The following is a 19,770-nucleotide window of genomic DNA, read 5'->3' on the forward strand; positions in this document are numbered from 1 at the left end:
GATATCTATTTTAGATACAATTTAGCTTTATTTTTAAGGATTTATATTTGAAAAAAATTATTGTTTTGATAATAATATCAGTTTTTAGCTTTGCTGCTGAGCCATCTTTTCATGATGAGTTTGAAGCTGAATTTAAAAAAACAAAAGAGGATTTTGATCCTTTAAGTGGTTACAACAGAGCTATGACACACTTTAATGATGGATTTTTTACCTATGTAGTAAAACCAACAGCAAAGGGTTATAAATATGTTGTTCCAGAAGTCGCAAGAACTGGAATAAGTAACTTTTTTACAAATCTTCTGTTTCCTGTACGATTTGTAAATAATTTGTTTCAACTAAAATTTGAAAGAGCTGGAAAAGAGCTTGGAAGATTTTTGATAAATACTATTTGGGGGTTTGGTGGTTTTATGGATCAAGCAACACACACTTTAGGAATGGAAATATATAGAGAAGATTTTGGACAAACTTTGGGTTATTGGGGAGTTGGAGAGGGTTTTCATATAGTTCTACCATTTTTAGGACCATCAAATCTTAGAGATGTGTTTGGTTTAGCTGGTGATTTATCACTATCTCCAACAAGTCAAGTTGCACATAATACTATTCCATATAAGACTACTGATCAGTTTAACTGGAAAGAGGATTTAGCTGTAAACTCATTTTTCCTATTAAATGGATTTTCAAAAAATCCAGAATTTTATGACATGGTAAAAAAAGATGCAATAGATTTATATCCATATTTAAAAAATGCCTATACACAAAAAAGAAATCAAGAGATTAAGGAGTAATCATGCTACTAAAAGCAAACTTTTTAAAGTTTTCATTATTAATGATTCTATTTGTATCAAATTTAAAAGCGATACAAAAAGAGCAGATTGTAGATATTATGACACAAAAAATAGATACCGTAATATCTATTTTAAAAGATACAAATATAAACTTAGAGCAAAAAAAAGTTGATATTATAAATGTAGTAAATAATGTTTTTGACTTTGAATTAATGGCAAGAATATCTTTAGGAAAAGAGATTTGGGATAATTTATCAAATGAAGAACAAAATGAGTTTGTAAAAACTTTTGAATACACTTTAAAAAAATCTTACACAAATAAACTAGAACTTTATACAAATCAAAAAGTAAAAATAATAGCTCTTGAGCCATATTTTAAAACAAGACTTCAACTAAAAACTGAGCTTGTAGGAACTGATGGAAACTACACTATAAATTACAATTTTTATGAAAAAAATGGTGATTGGTTGATTTATGATATTGATTTAGTTGGAGTAAGTATCATTCAAACATATAGACAACAGTTTGCTGAGCTATTCAAAGAGAAAGATTTCCCACAAATATTAGCAATGCTAAAAGAAGAAAAATAAGAGAAAATGTTTAAAAAACTCTACGATTTATTAATATTTAGATATCCATCTATTTTTTTAATAATAGCATCTTTATTTGTAGGGTTTTTATCATATCATGCAAAAGATATTCAAATAGATGCTAGTGCTGAAACTTTGCTTTTAGAAGATGATGAAGATTTAAGATTTTTTAGACAAAGTTATAAAAAATACTCTAGTTCAAACTTCTTGGTAGTAACCTTAGCACCCAAAGAGAATCTTCTAGATAATAAAACTTTAGAGCTCATAAAAAATATATCAAAAGATTTAGAAAAACAAGATAGTATAAAAAGTGTTGATTCTATTCTTACAGTTCCTCTTTTACAATCTCCAATTCGTCCAATATCTGATTTAGTTGCTGGAGTTGATAGCTTAAGCACAAAAGAGTTTGATAAAGAGCTTGTAAAAGATGAGTTTTTGAACTCCCCTCTTTATAAAAATGCTCTTGTAAGCTCTGATTTTAAAACAACTGCCCTACTTTTAAATCTAAAAGATGATGAAAGATATCAAGAGTTTTTAGATAAAAAAGAGCAATTTTTAAAAATAAAAGAGATAAGAGCTTTAAATAGTCTTGAATTAAAAGAGGAAGAGCTTTTAAATGAAGAGTTTAAAGCTTATAGAGAGTTTGTAAAAAATAAAAATAGTGAAGATATAGAAGAGATTAGGCAAATACTTAAAAAATATGAAAATGATGCAACTTTGTTTTTAGGTGGAGTAAATATGATAGCAAGTGATGCTATTGGCTTTATAAAAAGCGATTTACTAATCTATGGTTTAAGCTTAATTATAATCTTTATTTTTGTTTTATGGTACATATTTAGAAGTTTTAGATGGGTTTTTATAATTTTATTTATCTGTTTTATCTCTATATTAAGTACAGCTGGAATTTTAGGTTTATTTAACTGGGAAGTTACAGTTATATCATCAAACTTTGTAGCACTTCAACTAATTATTACAATGTCTTTGGTCGTTCATTTAGTTGAAAGATACAAAGAGTTGTACTTTAAATATAAAAATGCAAACCAATATAAACTTACAGTAAATACGGTTTTATCAAAACTAATTCCATCTTTTTTTGCAATTATTACAACAGTTGTTGGATTTTCATCTTTGATCTTATCAAATATTGAGCCAGTTATAAATTTAGGTCTTATGATGAGTGTTGGAATATTGATATCTTTGGTTTTAACATTTATATATTTTCCAATATTTTTACTACTTATTGGAAAAAAAGAGGAAGTTTTAAAAGATAAAAAACTAATCTCTTTTATACCAAAACTTCCAAATATAGTTTTAAATCATGGCAAAAAAATAGTTTTTGTTGCATTTTTTACAATTTTATTCTCTTTTATTGGTTCTAGTAAAATATTTGTAGAGAATAGTTTTATAAACTATTTTAAAGAGAATAGTGAAATATATAAAGGTATGAAGGTAATTGATGAAAATCTTGGAGGAACTACTCCACTTGATGTAATAATTAAATTTAAAAGTGAAGATTTAAACTCTAAACTTGAAGATAGTTTTGATGATTTTGAAGCAGAGTTTGAGTCTTCAAAAAACGATGCAAAATATTGGTTTACTCAATCAAAGATGCAGACTATTACAAAAGTTCATGACTACTTAGAGTCAATTCCTGAGATTGGAAAAGTTCAATCCTTGGCAACACTTTTGAAAATTGGAAAACTTTTAAATAATAATCAAGATTTAGATGGAATAACTCTTGCTGTAATTTATAATCAACTTCCAAATGAGTACAAAAAACTTATTTTGAGTCCATTTGTAAATATTGAAGCTTCTGAAGCTAGAGTTACTATGAGAATAATTGACTCAAACCCTAATTTAAGAAGAGATGAGTTAATTAAAAAGATAAATAGTGATTTAGAAGAGATTATTACAAACAATGAGAGAACTTTTAGGCTTACAAATCTTATGGTTTTATACAACAATATGCTTCAATCTCTGTTTGAATCTCAAATAGCAACTGCTACTACATCTATTTTTATCTTAGCTCTTATGTTTTTTATTCTATTTAGAAATATTAAAATGGTAGTTATAGCTTTAGGTACAAATATAGTTCCTATATCTTTGGTTTTTGGAATTATGGGGTGGCTTGAGATTCCACTTGATATTATGACAATTACAATTGCAGCAATTGCTTTGGGAATTGCTGTTGATGATACTATTCATTTTATACATAGATTTGATTTTGAGTATAAAAAAAGCCATGGAGATTATAGCATTGCAGTTGAAAAATCTCTAAATAGTGTTGGATATCCAATGTACCACACAACTATTATTGTTGTAATTGGATTCTCTATTTTTATGCTTTCAAATTTAGTTCCTACAATATATTTTGGAATTTTAACAGCTATTGTAATGATAACTGTTTTGGCTGCAAATTTAATCTTACTTCCAAGATTATTAATCTTATTAAAACCGTACAAAAAGGAGAAAAATATATGAATATAGCTATATATTGCGGTTCAGCATTTGGAAATAGCAAAATTTATGAAGAAAAAACCATACAACTGGCACAAAAACTTGCCAAAGAGAACATAAATATTGTTTATGGTGGTTCAAAACAAGGACTTATGGGAATAATCTCAAATGAGTCTTTAAGATTAAATAACAAAGTAATAGGTGTAATTACCTATGATTTAGTTGGCAAAGAGCTAGAAAATACCTCTATTACTAAAATTTATAAAGTAGATAGTATGAAAGAGAGAAAATCAAAAATGGAAGAGTTAAGCGATGCTTTTATTGCTCTTCCTGGTGGTTATGGAACATTTGAAGAGATTATTGATGTAATTGCATCTGCTCAAATTGGTTATCATAAAAAACCGTGTGCTTTCTTAAATGTAAATGGATACTATGATAAATTAATTGAGTTTTTCTACTCATGCTCAGAAAATGGATTTATGAATAGAAGATTTATAGATATGCTAATTGTAAGCGATGATATAGATTATATTATTGAAAAAATAAAAAATTATGAAGCTCCAAAAGCAAAATGGGAAGATTAGAATAAAAAAAGTCATATTTACTCTTGATTAATTATGTATTGACAAGAGGTTAATTAAATACTTTTATAATTCTTTTGTAAGTTAATTAATTTTAACTTTTTCTCCTCCTATAAAAAATGTAAGGGAAGCTTTTATAAGCTTCCCTTTTTTATTATCTAATTTTTAAGGTTTTTAAATGAAAAAATATATTCTTTTTGATAATGATGGTGTTTTAGTAGAGACTGAAAAGTGGTATTTTGAAGCAAACAAGAAGGCTTTGAAACTTTTGGGCTTGAATTTAGAGATGGAGTTTTATCAAAATATTATGGTAAAAGGTGGAAGTGCTTTTGAACTAGCACTTTTACATAATATTGAACACAATATTATTGAAAAACATAGAAGCATAAGAGATAGCTTTTATCAAGAGTTTATAACTACAAAAGATATATCTATACAAAATGTAAAAGATACTTTAAAAGAGTTATCAAAAAGATATAAAATGGCAATAGTAACAACATCAAGAAGAGTTGATTTTGAGTTAATTCATAAAAATAGTGGAATTACAAATTTTATGGATTTTGTTCTTTGTGTAGAGGATTATAAAAGAGCAAAACCAAATCCAGATCCATATTTAAAAGGTTTAGAAAAGTTTAATTCAAAAGATTTTGAAGCTATTGTTGTTGAGGATTCTCAAAGAGGATTAGAGAGTTCTAAAAGAGCAAATATTGATTGTATTGTTGTAAAAAATGAGTTTACACAAAAACAAGATTTTTCAAAGGCTGATTATTTTATAGATAGTATTGAAGAGCTTAAAAAACTGTTATAGATTAAAACTATTATAATTTTAAATTATACTACTTTCATAAGATTTTAATATAATATTGCATACAATCTACAAAAATTTTATGAAAGGATTTTTATATGACATTAAGAGAAAAATTTTCACCTACTTGCTTTTTGAGTTCTTTGGGTGCTGGAGGACTTAGTGTATCATTTTTTATGTACCTAATGTTTTTAGTTCCACATCCAACAACCCCAATGGCAACTTTTGAATATATTATGAAGGCTTTAGAAAAAGGTGATTCTATAAGCTTTATATCTTCGTTTGCTCTTGTATTTATAATTGCATTTGCAACTCTTCACTTCAAACTTCTTTATTGGAATACAAAACAATATTTACTATATAAAAAAAGTGATGCTTACAAAGCTTTGATTAAATCAAATGGTCAAATTAGCATTATGGCACTTCCATTAACATATACAATGAGTATAAATGTTGGTTTTGTATTAGGAGCTGTTTTTGTACCAAATTTATGGAGTTTTGTTGAGTATCTGTTTCCATTTGCACTTATTGGATTTGCTATTAATGGATATTTTGCTCTAAAAATATTTTTTGACTATTTTTCAAGATTGATTATTAATGGTGATTTTGATTTTACAAAAAACAACAACTTAACACAAATGATATCTATTTTTGCTCTTTCAATGGTAGCAGTTGGATTTGCAGCACCTGGTGCTATGAGTTCAAATATTGCTATAAATGCAGTTGGAATATTTGGAGCGATACTTTTTTCTTCACTTGCAATTATGTTGATTTTTATAAAAACTATTTTAGGTTTTAAAAATATGTTTGAATATGGAGTTAATATTGAAACAGCTCCATCTTTATGGATTATTATTCCAATCTTAACACTTCTTGGAATTACATTTATTAGAGTTACTTTTGGTCTTGAACACAATTTAAATGCAATAAGCGATAAATCATCACTATTTGTTTTAACTTCAACAATACTATCTTTACAGATAATATTTGGTATTTTAGGTTTAATTATTATGAAAAAGCTTGGATATTTTGAAAAGTTTATAAAATCAAATGAAAAATCTGCACTATCTTTTGCACTAATTTGTCCAGGTGTTGCATTTTTTGTATTTGGAATGTTTTTTATAAACTTAGGTCTTACATACAATGATATTATTACAAAGTATTCAGTTGTTTACTATTTACTTATGGTTCCATTTATATATGTTCAAATAAAAACTATAATACTTTTCTTTAGATTATATAAGAAATTTAATCTTACAAAATAGTTTTTTATTTGCTATTGAGAGTTTAATTCTCAATAGCAATTTTTAGATATTTTTCAAGCTCCTCTTTTTTAACTTTTCCTACAAATTTATGTACAAATTTACCGTTTTTTGAGAATAAAAACATCTCAGGAACTCTTCTTACATTTAAGTTATCTGCAAGTTTTTGATTATCCCCTTCAACTGTAATTGGATAGTTAATTCCATGCTCTTTTATAAAAGCTTTTAGATTTTGTGAAGATATATCATCTTGAAACAAAACAGATACAATTTGCATATCATCTTTATATCTATTTTGTATATCATGAAGATCTGGAAGTGACTCTATACAAGGTGGACACCAAGTTGCAAAGATATCAATAATAACAGCTTTTTTATCCTTAAATTGATCAAAATCAATTCCAACTTCTGTAGTTGTAAAAGTTATAACTTGCTCATCTGTTGAGATTAGCGTAAATGACTCTGGCTCAAATTTTGGAACCTCTTCATTTATTTTTGTTTTTGAAATAGCATTTGAGCTAATAGATGAACTACTATCACAAGCTACAAACAACAGTGAGAAAACAGCTAAAATAACAAATAATAATTTTTTCATTTATACTCCATTTTTGAAAACTCTTCTAAAATAGTTTTAATTTCATGCTTTTCAAAAAATATATTTCTTGAAAGCTCATCATTTACCTTTTTTAAAAACTCTATTTTTTGACTAATTTGTAAATCTTTATCATCTTTATTCTCTTCTAAAATTTTTAAAAGAGAGATTTTGTATCGATTTATAAGATCCAATTTACTTTGTGTCTTTTTTATCACATTTTTATTTGTAAAATATATAAAAAGCACAATCAAAATAGTAGTTAAAACAGTTACTAACAAATAATCCATTATTTATATATCTCTTTTTCAACTAAATCAAAAAGAGCTTTTTGAGATAGTTCTTGAAGTTGTTTTCCATTTACAAAAATTGTTGGAGTTCCTCTTACACCTAAAGCATTTGCATCTTCTCTATCTTGTCTAATTATCTCATCAATTTTAGGATTTTTCATATCCTCTTTTAATTTATCAATATCAAGATCAGAAATCTCTTTTAAAAATTGCCATAAAAGTTCAGGTTTATCAACACTTGAGTAGTGAGATGCCCATAAAGAGTGTTTTTCAAACATCATATCAAGAATCTCTTCATATTTTCCTTGAACTCTAGCAGCCTCAAGAATTTGTATTGTAAATCTTGAGTTTTTGTGATTATCTAAATATTTTACAACTATTTGAATATCACCATAATGCTCTTTATACAATCTTTTAACTACAGTTGAATAAATAGCACAAGATTCACACTCTGGGTCTAAAAATTCAACAACACTTATATTTTTTGCGTTATCTCCCATTTTGTAAGAGTAATCTCTTACGAGTAACTCATTTATATTCTCAACAGCAATATTTTTTGTTGATTTTGAATCATCTTTATAAAAAAATGAAAAACCAACAAAAAAAGCTATTACAACAACTAAAGTGCTTAAAACCAATTTTTTGTTTTGCATATACTATAACCCTCTTAAAAAAATTTTAAAACTCTAACTTACTAAAGATAACAAACGATTAAGAAACTCTCTTTTTATAAGCTACTAAAACTATGAGAATAGTTAAAAAAGCTATAAAAGATAGAGATGGAATTGTTATAAATCCAAACCAATTTAAATAATCAACACTACAAGGAACACCTTGAACACAAGGAGATAGAGTCTCTGGAACTATCTTTAAAATTAGTAAATTGTGATAAATAGCTACCATTAATCCAACAATAACTAAAGGAAAGCTATATTTAAAAACACTCTTATCTGGATATAAAAGATTAGCTAAAAATATAAAAACAAGTGGATACATAAAAATTCTTTGATACCAACACAAGCTACAAGGCACAAAATTCATAACTTCTGAGAAAAATAGACTTCCAAATGTAGCTACCAATGAAGTTAAAAAAGCGATAAAAATATAGTTCAAATTTAATCCTTTAAAAAATTATTAAGATTTATTGTAACTAATTCTTGATAAAATCAGAGCTTTATTTTAAGGAGCTTTTTTTGAGATACATCTTTTTTGCACTAAGTTTAACTGGGCTATTCTTACTATTTTATTGGCTTACAAGTAGCAATTATATAAAACTAAACGACAACTCATTTGACAAAATACAATCTGTTTCATACTCACCTTTTAAAGGTTTTAATAGAGAACTTCTTAGCGATGAAGATATAAAAAGAGATATTGATATTTTAAAAAATTATACATATAAGATTAGAACTTATGGGACTAAAGAGGCACAAAAGATTCTTGAAGCAATAGAAGGAACTAATCTAAAGATAGATTTAGGACTTTGGTTGGGAGAGAATAAAGAGGATAATAATATAGAGATTATAACTGCAAGTAATCTTTTAGAGAACTATTCAGACAAAATTGAGTCTATTATTGTTGGAAATGAGGTTTTATTAAGAAAAGAGTTGGAGCCTATTGAACTTTTTACTTATGTAAATTTAATAAAAGAACTTACTTCAAAACCTGTTACTATTGCAGAGACTTGGGATATTTGGGAAAAAAACCCTGAACTTGCTTCAAATGTTGATTTTATTACAATTCATATTTTGCCATATTGGGAAAAAGTTCCAATTAAGCAATACAATAGTTTTGTAGAGGAGAAATACTCTTTAATCAAAAAGCTATTTCCAGATAAAAAAATAACTATTGGAGAGACTGGTTGGCCAAGCCTTGGTTACAACAATAATAGTGCAATTCCAAGTGTAAAAAATCAAGCAAGAGCTATTAGAGGATTTTTAAATTTAGCCAAAAAAAATGGATATACATATAATATAATAGAGGCTTTTGATCAACCTTGGAAAGGTTATAATGAGGGAAATGTTGGTCAATATTGGGGATTGTTTAATACAAATAGAGAAGCAAAATTTACTCTTTATGGAGATTTTGAAGCAAATAAATATTTTGATTACCAAATAGCTACTGCAATATTTTTGGGAATAATATTGAGTTTTTTAGGACTTAGAAATCAAAAAAGAAATTTAAGTCATATTTTTGCATATACAATAACATCTTTTGGTATGGCATTTGGTATTGTTTTAGCAATTTTTTATCCACTTTTAAACTATATGAACTTTGGAATGTGGGTTATGTGGTCAATGGGAAGTTTACTTATGATTCCTCTTGTAATCATAACTTTAGCAAAAGCAAATGAGCTTTTTAGAAGCTCTATTGGAGTTGCTCCAAGCAGACTTATTCCTCTTGATTTAAAATCAAAAAATATACCGCTTGTTTCAATTCATGTTCCAGCATACAAAGAGGAGCCTCATGTTTTAGCCCAAACTTTAGAGAGTTTATCAAAACTTACTTATCCAAATTTTGAGGTTTTGGTTATTATAAATAATACTCCTGAAGAGTATTACAAAGAGCCAATAAAAGAGCTTTGTGAGAATCTTGGGGATAAGTTTAAGTATTTAGATATTACTTGTACAGGTTTTAAAGCGGGTGCTTTAAATAAAGCTTTGGAATATACACATAAAGATGCACAGATTATTGCAGTTATTGATGCTGATTATAAAGTAAAATCAAATTGGCTTATGGATTTAGTTCCTTTATTTGATGATCCAAAAGTTGCAATTGTTCAAGCTCCACAAGATCATAGAGATGGAGATGAATCCATTATAAAAGAGGCTATGAATGCCGAATATGCAGGATTTTTTGATATTGGAATGGTTGATAGAAATGAAGAGAATGCAATAGTTGTTCACGGAACAATGGTAATGGTAAGACTAAGTGCTATGATGGAAGTTGGTGGTTGGGGAACTGATACTATTGTTGAAGATAGTGAGTTGGGACTTAGACTTTTTGAAGCTGGATATAGCGCTCACTATACAAATAGAAGATATGGGTATGGGCTTCTTCCTGATAGTGTTGAAGCATTTAAAACTCAAAGGCATAGATGGGCCTATGGAGCTATTCAAATACTTAAAAAACACTACAAAGAGTTTAAGCCAAGCTCTAAAAAATTAACCCCTAATCAAAAAAATAAATTTATAACTGGTTGGTTTTTCTGGTTAAGTGATGCATTGGGTCCTGTTATGGCTGTTATGAATATAATTTGGGTTCCAGTTATTATTTTTGTTGGTGTTACAATTCCCACAATTCCACTTACAATTCCAATTATTACAGCATTTTTAGTAAATGTTTTGCACACCTCTATTCTTTATAGATCAAAAGTAAAAGCAAGTTTTAAACAGATAGTTTTAAGCTCAATTGCATCTATGAGTTTACAGTTAATAATATTTAAAGCTGTCTTTGATGGATTTATAAAAGATGGTCTTCCTTTTAAAAGAACTCAAAAAGGAGGAAAAGCCAAAAAAGGTTCAAGTCCAATTAAATATGAGATGATTTTTGCAATTTTACTTTTAACTGCTTTTGTCTCTCTTTTATACACAAACAAAAGTGGAATAATAGAGATTTATGTATTTGCAACTACTATTTTTATTCAAGCAATCCCTTATATTAGTGCAATTATTATGAGAATATTGGAGTTGTACTCTTTAAAAAATCAAAAAGCTTAAGAGTTTTTTAGCTCTCTTGCTTTTGTTTAATTTTTGAATAAGCAAGTGCATCTTCTACAAGTAATCTTCCAACCTCTTCGTGTATATGAACAAATTTTTTAATATTTAAATCTCTTAATAATCTTTTTTCATCCATAGACTCATAACTTATAATAATATTTGCCTCAGGATAAAATTTAAGTATCTCATCACAAATTAAAATCTTATTTTTTATATCTGTATTTGTTAAAACAATACTTGAACTTTTTTCAACTTTTAAAGCCTCCAAAATTGAAGATTTTTGTAAATCCCCAAGATATGCTCTATATCCCATTCTTAAAGCAAATTGAACATGTCTAAAGTCATTTGAAACTATAATAAAAGGCACATCTTTTTCACTTAAATCTCTTGCAACAACTCTTCCTAAAATAGAGAATCCACAAACTATAATATGGTTTGATTCATCAACTTTTATATTATCAACGCTTAAATTTTTTGCAAATAAAGCTGATATTTGAGATATTTTATTTAGTAAAAATGGTGTTAATATTATTGAAATAATTGAAACCAACATTAAAAAACTAGCTGTATTTTCATCTAATATATTTTTATTTGAAGCTAAAGTTAAAATAACAAAAGAGAACTCACCAATTTGACAAAGAGAAATAGCTGTTTTAATAGATGTATCTGTATCTGAATTTCTTCTAATAATTAGATAAACAACTAAAGATTTTATAATCATAACTAAAAGAAAAATTCCTAAAACTATATGAATATTCTTTAAAAAATATATAATATCAATTTTTGTTCCAACAGCAAAGAAAAATGTCCCTAATAACAGATCTTTGAAATTTGATATATCTGATTCAACTTTTATATTAAATTTTGTATCAGCAATAATAACTCCAGCCAAAAAAGCTCCAAGTGAATATGTAAATCCTAAATATTCAGCAAGTAAAGAAGCACCAATAACTATTGATAAAACTGCTCCTATAAATATCTCATCAATTCTACTATCTGTTGCAAATTTTAAAAGCCAAGTTATAAGATGCTTTCCTACAAAAAACATTAAAACTGTGATTATAAGTGCAGAAATTACAGTTTTCAAAAGAACCTCTTGGATAGACAAACTATCATTTGTTAAAAATGATATTAAAAGTAGTATTGGAATAACTGCTAAATCTTGAAAAATTAAAATAGCAGTTGATTTTTCTCCATAAGGTGTATAGATATCTTTTGAAGACTTTAAATATGGTAAAACAATTGCAGTTGAAGATAAAGAGAAAGCCAAAGATACTATTAAAGATATCTCAATTGATAATTTAAAAATAAAGTAAGCTATTGTGTAAATTAATATAGTGCTAATTACAACTTGCAAGAAACCATTTATTAAAAGAATATCTTTCATTCTTTTAATTTTACTAAGACTCATCTCAAGACCTATTGTAAACATTAAAAATACAATTCCAAACTCACCAATAGTCTCTATATTTTTAACAGCTACACCACTAAAATGAAAAGCATAACCAATAACAATACCAGTTAATATATATCCAATAATATGAGAGATACCAAATCTTTTAAATATAATATTTAAAGTTGTTGCTATAAAAATAGTAAAAAAAAGAGTAATTAAAAAATGTTCCATTGTATCACTTATTTATAAAATGGTGCGATTTTACCACTTTAATCTTTTAAACTATTTAAAATCTTTTAAAATAAGGAATTTTTTGTTAATATGTTCCCTATTTTTTAGGGGGGATAAGTTTATGAAAAAGTTACTATTAATATTTGCTCTATTTTCTACTCTTCTATTTGCAAATATAGGAAGTGTGACTATAGTTGAAGGCGAAGCTTTTGCAACTAGAGAAGGAAAACAAATCAGATTAAACTTGGCTGATAAGATTGAAAAAAATGATTTTATAGAGACAAAAATAGACTCAAAAATAAAAATTACATTTATTGATAACACAATGATTACAATAGGAAAAGAGTCAAGCTTAAAAATTGAGGACTACTTTTTTGATCCAAATAATCATAGCTCTGCAAAAACTGAATTAAATGTTTCTAAAGGTGCTTTTCATACAATTACAGGACAAATAGGAAAAGTAAATCCATCAAAATTTAAATTAAAAACAAAAAATGCAACTATTGGTATTAGAGGAACTGAGATTTATGGTGATCAAAATAGAGTATTTTGTACTCAAGGAGCTATTTTTGTAAACTCTTTTGGAGAGACAAGAGAAGTTGCAAATGGTTTTTTTGTAAATACTTTTGACAATGCTATTCCAAGTCAATCAAGACCTATTGATTCACAACAATTTCAAGATATAAATTCAGACTTAAATACTAATAATTTTAATAACTCTAGTGCACCATTAAATTTAAATAATCAAAACAATCAAGATAATCAAAACTCTTGGGGGTATTGGGCTGGTTCTTTGCAAGATGAAAATAATAATGCAAGAATAGATAACTCTATTCAAAATTCAATTAATTCATCAAATATAACAGATCCAGCTTATGTTCAAAATTTGATGGATAATACAACAACCACTCAATTAAACTTTAGTGGAACTATCACTCCAAATATGGATGTTGGAACAATCAGTGAAAATAATATACATTTTAATTTTAATTTTGGAGGAAGAAACAATTATGTAGATGGAGGTTATGAGTTCAGTTCAGATAATTTTAATTCAAGCGATTCTTTTTATGGTTCAGTATCAAGTGATGGATTTGGTGCAGATGGATCTAATTCTAGTTTAAATGGTAAGTTTTACGGTCCTAGTATAGATAAAGTTTCAGGAAATATTACTATGGTAGATAATAATAGTTCAAATACTTTAAATGGCACATTTAGTGCAAATAAGGTACCGTAATATGAAAAGAAACTCAAATAAAAAATTAATTTTTCAAGCACTATTTCTACCTACACTAATTTTTGCAAATGAAAACTACTCAAATGAGCATTTTGCAAAAGCTCTTGATAGCTACAATAATAGAGCATTTCAAGATAGTTATTTGGCATTTAAAGAGTATTTAAAAAAAGAGAAATTAGATAGTAATCTAACATTTATGCTAGCAAGAAGCGCTTATGAAATTGGTAAGTTTGAAGAGGCTGAGACTTTATATAAAGAGCTTTTAGAACAAACTCCAAATAATAGTAGAGTAAAACTAGAACTTGCACAAACATATTTTCAACAAAAAAAGTATGAAGAAGCTGAAGTTTTATATCAAGATGTATTAAAAGATAATAGTTTGCCTATAAATGTAAGAAGAAATGTAGAATTAACTTTAGATTCTTTAAATAAAAAGTCTCAAAGAAACTTTGTAAAAACAACTTTAAGTGTAGGTTATGGATATGATTCAAATACAGACAACAACTCAAGTGATGATTATGTAAATTGGGGGAACATTCCTTTATCTATTCCAGATAAAAGAAGTGATCATCTTGCAGAATATATCTTGGCTTTAAACCATACATTTAAGATTAAAGAGAATTTAACTATGGATAATAAATTCGTAGGTTATATGCAAAAGTTCAACAATGACCATAACAATGATTTAAGCCTTGCTGTTTTTGGAACTGGACTTTCTTACTATACACAAAAATCAAAATCATCTTTAGCTTTCGATTATAATTATGTTTGGTTGGATAATAGTACATATTTATTTAACTATATTATAACTCCCTCTTTTGATTATCAAATAGATAAAGATCTTATTTATAAAACAAAAGTAAAAATTATTAAAAAAGATTTTAAACAGAGTGATTATGAGTTTAGAGATTCAACATATTATGAACTTTCAAATAGTTTAGTTTTATTAACTGAAAAATTTGGTATGAATACTTTATCTTTTGCTTTTGGAACAGATGATAAAGATAAAGGAAACCACTATAATGTAGATTATGATTTTGCAAGTTTAAGATATGAAAATATCTATCCTCTTACACAATCAACAATTCTTACAACTGGAATTGAACTGTATAAAGATAGATATAAAGTAAAAGAAGAGGTTTTGTATAACAACAAAAAAAGAGATGATAAAGTTATTCTTGATTTAGGTGTTTTACAATCTCTAAACAAAAATCTCTCTTTGGGTGCAACTTTTAGATATATAAATAATAATTCAAATCAAAATATATATGAATATGATAAATATGTTGTAAGAACAAATATTTACTACTCTTTCTAAGTTTTTGTTGTATGCAAATAAACTCCATCAAAATCTTTTGGTGGAGTTTTTATAAACTCTTCGCATCTTTTTATATAAATTTTATAAATATTTTTATCTGTTTTATTTGTACTATTTTCTAAATCTTGAAATATATTTAAAGCAGTTTTAAAATCACTATTTTTGTAAAACTCTATTGCTTTATGATGATTTTCAAGCTCCTCTTTTAACTCATCACTAGCCTCACCAGCTCCCAAAACTTGCCAAATCTCAACTGCTTGATTTTTGCCTTTAACTCTTACATAATCTAAAAATCTAAAAATATATTGCTCTTTTAAAAGTTCTTTTGTAAAGTTTGTAATATTTAGTTTTGAACCATAATATTTGCACAAAGACTCAACTCTTGAACCTAAATTTATAGCATCACCAATAACAGTATAATCACTTCTTAATCTACTTCCCATCTCACCAACTATTACTTCACCTGTATTTAAACCAATTCCAATATCAATAGTTGGCAAACTCTCTTTTTGAAAAATTTTATTTAACTCTTTTAAACTATTCAACTGTTCTAATGATGCTTTAAGTGCCATATCTGCATGATTTTTTACATCTATTGGTGCATTCCAATATGCCATAATAGAATCTCCAATAAACTTATCAATAGTTCCTTGATTTTTTATAATAATATTACTCATAGGCTCCATATATCTATTTAAAAACTCTATTAACTCTTTTGCATTAAGCTGTTCAGAAATTTTTGTAAATCCTCTAATATCACTAAAAAATATTGTAATCTCTTTAGTTTTTGCACTAAACTCATTTTTATCAATATTTTTTAAAATATCATCCATAACACTTTTTGATACCTTTGAAGCAAACTTACTTTTAATAGCTTTTTCATTTTTTATATTATGAAAATAGTCAAATATTATTGAAAAAATCGAAGCTAATATTATAGATAAAAGTGGAAAAACTATATTTAAAGAGAGTCCAAAATCAAAAAATAGTTTATAACTAAAAAATATATATGATAAAAAAAATGTTAAAAAAACAAAAGGTTTAATATAAAAAGAGCTAAATGTAATAAGTATTGTTACAATAAAAGATAAAGATATAATTAAAATAGTATTAACTCCATCAAGATATGATGCTTTATGTATAAAATCACCTTGTAAAATATTATCTATTATATTTGCATGTATTTCAACTCCAGGAAAAACTGATTCAAAAGGTGTTGCTCTTAAATCAAACAATCCAGTTGCACTTGTACCAAACAAAACAATCTTGCCTTCGATATCTGAAATATTAAAACTATTATTGTAAATCTCTTTTGCACTTATATATTTAAAACTTTTTTCATAACCTCTATAATTTATCAATAATCTACCAAATCTATCAGTTGGAATTACAATATCATCAAGAACAATATTTGAAACACCATTTTCATCATAATTTACAAAAACTCTATTTGTATCATTTAATACTCTTACTATCTCTAATGCTAAAGATGGATATAAAATATCATCAAAAGATATTAAAAGAGGAACACTTCGTATAACTCCACTCTCATCTGGAACAATATTAAAAAAACCACTTGAATATCCACTATTTTGAATAACTGGCAAATTTAGAGTCGTTCCGTAAGCCTTTATTATAAAATCTCTATAATCACTTTTATTTTTCTCTATAAATATTGCTTTAATAGATGGAGCATTTAGGCTTAAATTTTGATTTAATAAATCAAAACTATAACCCAAAATTACAGGAGAATTTGAAATAACATTTGCAAAATTTAAATCGTAATCTTCAAGCTCTTTGTCTATATTTAACTTTTTTGCAATAAGACTTGGAGAGCTTCTATCCTCTTCTGCAAAAACAATATCCATACCAATAACAGCAACATTTGCTTTATTTAAATTTTCTAAAATTTTTGATACTATATTTCTACTCCAAGGCCACTGTCCAAACTCTTTTAAAGATATCTCATCAATATCAACTATTACAACACTACTACTTGTAGGAATCTCTCCTCTATATGTAAAAAAAGAGTCCTTTATTCTATCATCAAATGAGTCAAGTAAATTTGGAAAAAATAGATATAAAAAAATTAAAAAAATAGATATAAAAAATGATAAAAAAGAGTAAATCAAAAATTTCTTAATATTTTTTTTAAACATCAAGTTGCTCTTCTAATAACTCATTTTTACAATACTCTTTAAATGCACTACTATTTTTAAAAAACTCTAATAAATCCCTATCAATCTCTTTATCTTCTGCCATAAAATCTAAAATTTTAAAAACCTCTGATAATTTTTTAATCCCTTTATATGGTCTATCAATAGATGTTAAAGCCTCAAATATATCAGCAAGAATTAAAATTCTATCTTCTAAAACTAACTCTTCATCTGTTAATCCTCTTGGATAACCTTTTCCATTTAATTTTTCGTGATGATTTACAGCAATATGCATAATATTTGAATACTTTTTAGGAAAAGGGAGTGCACTTAACATATCATAAGATAGTTTTGCATGTGAATTCATAATATCTCTCTCTTGTGAAGTTAATGTACCTTTTCTAATTGAAAGATTGTAAACTTCATCATCGTTTAATAAATTTTCATATTTATTATCCAATATATATTTGTATGAAGATATATTTTTAACTCTTTTTATATCATCATCACTCATAAACTCTCCACCTTTATTTGATGTAGCTAAAAAATTAAAATCATCTTCTAGCTCCTCTATTTTTATATCAAACTGCTCTTTACTAATCTTATTTTCTAATAACTCTATTTTTAAATCTTTTTTAATAATTTCAACTCTAAGTCTAATTAACTCAAGACCATCCACTAATTTTTGAAGCTTTGTTGATTTATCTATTACCCACTCAGGAATTGAAATTTTTCCAACATCATGAAGCTTTGCAGCAAGTTCTATCTCTTTAATATTGTTATTATTATATTTTATATCTTTATAAATAGTCTCATCTTCATTAATAGCTTTTGCAATTAGTGGTGCTAATTTTGACATTTTTGTAATATGAGTAGATGTATGTCTTGATTTAGCATCAATAGCATTTGCAATAGATGTTACAAAAGCTTCTAAAAATGTCTCTAAACTAGCTATTAATTGAGTATTTGTAAGAGCCATTGCAGCTTGTAAAGATAGAGCTTTTATGATTTTTTCATCATATTTTGTAAAAAAACTATCTTTTTGTTTTATATCTTTATTTATTAACTGTATAACACCTATTACATCATTTTCATGATTTACTAATGGAACTACAAGCATTGACTTAGAGTGATAATTTTTGTTTTTATCAAACAGTTTTGTACCTTCAAAATTGTATTCATTTGAACTATAAATATCAGAAATATTAATAATCTTATTATCCAATGCACAAACAACTGCTACCATATATCTATTTTCTTCCCCATTTTCTAAATATAAAGGGAGAGGTTCCCAAGATATTTTTTGCTCTTTTGTTCCAAGAAAAATATTTAAACTACTATTTTGTACAACTTTAAAATCTAAATATTTTTTATCTTCACTAAGTAAATATAGAGTTCCAGCATCACTTTTAGTAAGATCTTTAATCAAAGTTAAAATCATCTCATATAGATACTCTTTATCTTGTTCACTAGAAAGTTTTAGATTTATATCCATAACTCTATCAAGAATCTCAATATCTTGAAGATATGATGTAACTTTTAAAGTTGTAATATCTACAACATCTCTATCCTCTAAAATTTTTCCACCACTTTTTAAAATATTTAAATCTTTTATCTCCTCTTTTATCTCCTCTAAATATGGTGATTTAAGATGATATAAAAATATATTAAAATCATCTCTTGTCACTTTTTTAAGCATATTTTTTAGATTATTGGGAGTTAAATGTTGACTTGTTTTTGCTAAGTTTTGCATTTTATTAGGAAAAGAGCACTCAACAAAAAGAGCTTTTATATTTAAATTATCATTTAAATATTTTACAATTTCATCACTTTCATAAGTATCTGAACTAATTATATAACTTAAATTATTTTTTGAGATAAGATAACCAAAAGAGCCTTCTGTGTGATTTACTTTTATAGCTTTTATATTAAACTTACCCAAAGAGATCTCTTCATCTTCATCTATTTGTTTAAATATTAATATATTATCTTTTTGATTTAACATCTTTATTTTTGTAAAATCTGGCCAAATATGATTATTAAAAATATGATTTCTTAAAAATTCAAGAGTCTGTTTTGAACCATATACAAAAAGTGGTTTATCTCTTTTTGAAAAAGAGCTATCAAGTATAAAAGGTAGATCTATTATATGATCTAAATGAGCGTGAGTAATAAAAATATGATTTATTTTATAAGATTCTTCATCTAAAGAGTTGATTATATTTCCAGCATCAACTAAGATATCTTTTGAAATCTGAAAGGATGTAGTGCCTCTAATCTTTGATTTATTTCCACTACTTCCTAAAACTTTTACATAATTCATATAATCTCTCCTTATTTTATTAAAAAATATT

At 26.3% G+C, this 19,770-nt stretch carries 16 protein-coding genes; 9 read left to right on the plus strand and 7 right to left on the minus strand.

Annotation, left to right across the window (positions count from 1 at the left end; genetic code table 11):
* Window positions 1-47: 47 nt before the first annotated feature.
* The 6 genes from CRU94_RS05190 to CRU94_RS05215 all read left to right on the plus strand — a co-directional run bounded on the left by CRU94_RS05190 (window position 48) and on the right by CRU94_RS05215 (window position 6,483).
* Window positions 48-785, plus strand: a complete 738-nt coding sequence (locus CRU94_RS05190; protein ID WP_129105747.1) for an MlaA family lipoprotein — start codon at window positions 48-50, stop codon at window positions 783-785.
* Between the two features lie 2 nt (window positions 786-787).
* Window positions 788-1,375: a Tgt2/MlaC family protein gene (locus tag CRU94_RS05195; protein WP_129105748.1), complete on the plus strand. Its 588-nt coding sequence runs from the start codon at window positions 788-790 to the stop codon at window positions 1,373-1,375.
* A gap of 6 nt (window positions 1,376-1,381) precedes the next feature.
* Window positions 1,382-3,856 carry an efflux RND transporter permease subunit gene (locus CRU94_RS05200; RefSeq protein ID WP_129105749.1) on the plus strand — a complete coding sequence of 825 codons (2,475 nt, stop codon included), beginning with the start codon at window positions 1,382-1,384 and terminating at the stop codon, window positions 3,854-3,856.
* Window positions 3,853-4,416 carry an LOG family protein gene (locus CRU94_RS05205; RefSeq protein ID WP_129105750.1) on the plus strand — a complete coding sequence of 188 codons (564 nt, stop codon included), beginning with the start codon at window positions 3,853-3,855 and terminating at the stop codon, window positions 4,414-4,416. Before CRU94_RS05200 ends, CRU94_RS05205 begins: the two co-directional genes overlap by 4 nt.
* 175 nt (window positions 4,417-4,591) lie before the next feature.
* Window positions 4,592-5,221 (plus strand): HAD family hydrolase, encoded by a 630-nt coding sequence (locus tag CRU94_RS05210; protein ID WP_129105751.1) that lies wholly within the window; start codon window positions 4,592-4,594, stop codon window positions 5,219-5,221.
* 95 nt (window positions 5,222-5,316) lie between these two features.
* Window positions 5,317-6,483: a TsoY family (seleno)protein gene (locus tag CRU94_RS05215; RefSeq protein WP_129105752.1), complete on the plus strand. Its 1,167-nt coding sequence runs from the start codon at window positions 5,317-5,319 to the stop codon at window positions 6,481-6,483.
* A 22-nt stretch (window positions 6,484-6,505) separates the two neighbouring features.
* Here the strand turns inward: CRU94_RS05215 and CRU94_RS05220 are convergent, their stop codons facing one another.
* From CRU94_RS05220 to CRU94_RS05235, 4 genes are read right to left on the minus strand one after another with little or no spacing between them, the layout of a single operon-like run.
* Window positions 6,506-7,075, minus strand: a complete 570-nt coding sequence (locus tag CRU94_RS05220) for a TlpA family protein disulfide reductase (protein ID WP_129105753.1) — start codon at window positions 7,073-7,075, stop codon at window positions 6,506-6,508.
* Window positions 7,072-7,362 carry a hypothetical protein gene (locus CRU94_RS05225; protein ID WP_129105754.1) on the minus strand — a complete coding sequence of 97 codons (291 nt, stop codon included), beginning with the start codon at window positions 7,360-7,362 and terminating at the stop codon, window positions 7,072-7,074. Before CRU94_RS05225 ends, CRU94_RS05220 begins: the two co-directional genes overlap by 4 nt.
* Window positions 7,362-8,015: a DsbA family protein gene (locus CRU94_RS05230; protein WP_129105755.1), complete on the minus strand. Its 654-nt coding sequence runs from the start codon at window positions 8,013-8,015 to the stop codon at window positions 7,362-7,364. Before CRU94_RS05230 ends, CRU94_RS05225 begins: the two co-directional genes overlap by 1 nt.
* Before the next feature lie 58 nt (window positions 8,016-8,073).
* The gene (locus CRU94_RS05235; protein WP_129105756.1) at window positions 8,074-8,475 is read right to left on the minus strand and encodes a disulfide oxidoreductase; all 402 of its coding nucleotides are present in this window, start codon (window positions 8,473-8,475) and stop codon (window positions 8,074-8,076) included.
* 80 nt (window positions 8,476-8,555) lie between these two features.
* Here CRU94_RS05235 and CRU94_RS05240 point away from each other — a divergent pair, with 80 nt between their 5' ends.
* On the plus strand, window positions 8,556-11,081 hold the full coding sequence (locus CRU94_RS05240; RefSeq protein WP_129105757.1) for a glycosyltransferase family 2 protein: 2,526 nt from the start codon (window positions 8,556-8,558) through the stop codon (window positions 11,079-11,081).
* A 7-nt stretch (window positions 11,082-11,088) separates the two neighbouring features.
* Here the strand turns inward: CRU94_RS05240 and CRU94_RS05245 are convergent, their stop codons facing one another.
* Window positions 11,089-12,708 (minus strand): cation:proton antiporter, encoded by a 1,620-nt coding sequence (locus tag CRU94_RS05245; protein WP_129105758.1) that lies wholly within the window; start codon window positions 12,706-12,708, stop codon window positions 11,089-11,091.
* Between the two features lie 121 nt (window positions 12,709-12,829).
* Between CRU94_RS05245 and CRU94_RS05250 the strand changes: the two genes are divergently transcribed.
* Together CRU94_RS05250 and CRU94_RS05255 are read left to right on the plus strand one after the other, a co-directional pair.
* Window positions 12,830-13,942, plus strand: coding sequence for a FecR family protein (locus CRU94_RS05250; RefSeq protein ID WP_164966569.1), 1,113 nt, complete (start codon window positions 12,830-12,832; stop codon window positions 13,940-13,942).
* A gap of 1 nt (window position 13,943) precedes the next feature.
* Window positions 13,944-15,260, plus strand: a complete 1,317-nt coding sequence (locus CRU94_RS05255; protein ID WP_129105760.1) for a tetratricopeptide repeat protein — start codon at window positions 13,944-13,946, stop codon at window positions 15,258-15,260.
* On the opposite strand, the gene CRU94_RS05260 is transcribed toward CRU94_RS05255, so the two are convergent.
* Together CRU94_RS05260 and CRU94_RS05265 are read right to left on the minus strand one after the other, a co-directional pair.
* The gene (locus CRU94_RS05260; RefSeq protein ID WP_258237400.1) at window positions 15,257-17,419 is read right to left on the minus strand and encodes a CHASE2 domain-containing protein; all 2,163 of its coding nucleotides are present in this window, start codon (window positions 17,417-17,419) and stop codon (window positions 15,257-15,259) included. The genes CRU94_RS05255 and CRU94_RS05260 overlap by 4 nt on opposite strands.
* Window positions 17,412-19,739 (minus strand): HD domain-containing phosphohydrolase, encoded by a 2,328-nt coding sequence (locus CRU94_RS05265; protein WP_129105762.1) that lies wholly within the window; start codon window positions 19,737-19,739, stop codon window positions 17,412-17,414. The genes CRU94_RS05260 and CRU94_RS05265 overlap by 8 nt, the downstream gene beginning before the upstream one ends.
* Window positions 19,740-19,770 lie beyond the last annotated feature (31 nt).

This window comes from Arcobacter sp. AHV-9/2010 (assembly GCF_004116575.1).
Lineage (GTDB): Bacteria > Campylobacterota > Campylobacteria > Campylobacterales > Arcobacteraceae > Aliarcobacter > Aliarcobacter skirrowii.

Coding starts and splice junctions, on each gene's coding strand:
- CRU94_RS05200 (WP_129105749.1), top strand. CDS start 1,382: ATGTTTAAAAAACTCTACGATTTATTAATATTTAGATATCCATCTATT.
- CRU94_RS05230 (WP_129105755.1), bottom strand. CDS start 8,015: ATGCAAAACAAAAAATTGGTTTTAAGCACTTTAGTTGTTGTAATAGCT.
- CRU94_RS05250 (WP_164966569.1), top strand. CDS start 12,830: ATGAAAAAGTTACTATTAATATTTGCTCTATTTTCTACTCTTCTATTT.
- CRU94_RS05260 (WP_258237400.1), bottom strand. CDS start 17,419: ATGTTTAAAAAAAATATTAAGAAATTTTTGATTTACTCTTTTTTATCA.
- CRU94_RS05195 (WP_129105748.1), top strand. CDS start 788: ATGCTACTAAAAGCAAACTTTTTAAAGTTTTCATTATTAATGATTCTA.
- CRU94_RS05220 (WP_129105753.1), bottom strand. CDS start 7,075: ATGAAAAAATTATTATTTGTTATTTTAGCTGTTTTCTCACTGTTGTTT.
- CRU94_RS05225 (WP_129105754.1), bottom strand. CDS start 7,362: ATGGATTATTTGTTAGTAACTGTTTTAACTACTATTTTGATTGTGCTT.
- CRU94_RS05215 (WP_129105752.1), top strand. CDS start 5,317: ATGACATTAAGAGAAAAATTTTCACCTACTTGCTTTTTGAGTTCTTTG.
- CRU94_RS05205 (WP_129105750.1), top strand. CDS start 3,853: ATGAATATAGCTATATATTGCGGTTCAGCATTTGGAAATAGCAAAATT.
- CRU94_RS05255 (WP_129105760.1), top strand. CDS start 13,944: ATGAAAAGAAACTCAAATAAAAAATTAATTTTTCAAGCACTATTTCTA.
- CRU94_RS05245 (WP_129105758.1), bottom strand. CDS start 12,708: ATGGAACATTTTTTAATTACTCTTTTTTTTACTATTTTTATAGCAACA.
- CRU94_RS05210 (WP_129105751.1), top strand. CDS start 4,592: ATGAAAAAATATATTCTTTTTGATAATGATGGTGTTTTAGTAGAGACT.
- CRU94_RS05265 (WP_129105762.1), bottom strand. CDS start 19,739: ATGAATTATGTAAAAGTTTTAGGAAGTAGTGGAAATAAATCAAAGATT.